Source organism: Corynebacterium sp. HMSC067D03, assembly GCF_001811185.1.
Taxonomy (GTDB): domain Bacteria; phylum Actinomycetota; class Actinomycetes; order Mycobacteriales; family Mycobacteriaceae; genus Corynebacterium; species Corynebacterium coyleae.
On record NZ_KV803798.1, the window covers coordinates 1 to 893 of the forward strand.

The following is an 893-nucleotide window of genomic DNA, read 5'->3' on the forward strand; positions in this document are numbered from 1 at the left end:
TTTTTCGCGTCGGAACTCGACCCAAAACGTCGGAAATGATCCGGTTCATCGATAAATACCGGAATCGTTTCTCTGTCGAGTTCATTTGTAAGACGTTGAAGAATAACCGGGCTGGTGGGTTTATCACCTCGCGTGGTTATCGCCAGTCCAAGGCCCGTGGATTAAGTGCTCGTCGCCTTCGCGATGCTGTGCTGATCGACCGCATTAGAACTGTTCATCGGGATAATTACGGCGTCTACGGCGTGCGGAAAATGTGGCATGCTCTCCGCCGCGACGGAATTGATATCGGGCGTGAACAAACCGCCCGGCTGATGCGCTTGGCCGGTGTTTCTGGCAAAGGCAAAGGCAGATCACCTATCACAACCCGAAAAGCTAACGTGCCTGATCTGCGCCCGGACTTAGTCGAGCGTGAATTCAAAGCTTAAGGGCCCGAATAAACTGTGGGTGGCCGACATTACGTATGTGCGCACGAAGAAAGGCTTTGTGTACGCCGCGTTTGTCACCGACGTTTACTCTCGACGGATCGTTGGGTGGGCGTTATCAGATTCCATGCGCACCGAAGCACTGCCGTTGCAAGCTCTCAACCAGGCGATCGTGTGTGCTGAGGAAACAACAGGTCTCATTCACCATTCGGATCACGGATCGCAGTACGTCAGCGTGGTCTACAACGAGCGACTTACCCAACACGGCATTACAGCTTCCACCGGAACTGTCGGTGACTCCTACGACAATGCTCTTGCTGAAAACGTCAACGGATCCTACAAGAACGAGCTGATCCATACCCGCAGGTGGAATGACGTTGTCGAGGTAGAAATCGCGACGTTCGAGTGGGTGTCATGGTGGAACGAGACAAGGCTTCACCAAAGCTTGGGATACCGAACCCCGGTCGAGGT

Annotated in this window: 2 protein-coding genes; both read left to right on the top strand. The window is 53.6% G+C overall.

The window, feature by feature from the left end:
• A partial coding sequence (locus HMPREF2785_RS11780) for an IS3 family transposase (RefSeq protein WP_210386085.1) occupies nucleotides 1-425 on the top strand: 425 nt, incomplete at its 5' end.
• Nucleotides 409-893 (top strand): IS3 family transposase (locus tag HMPREF2785_RS11510; protein ID WP_141750632.1); only part of this gene is annotated, 485 nt, incomplete at its 3' end. The genes HMPREF2785_RS11780 and HMPREF2785_RS11510, both read left to right, overlap by 17 nt.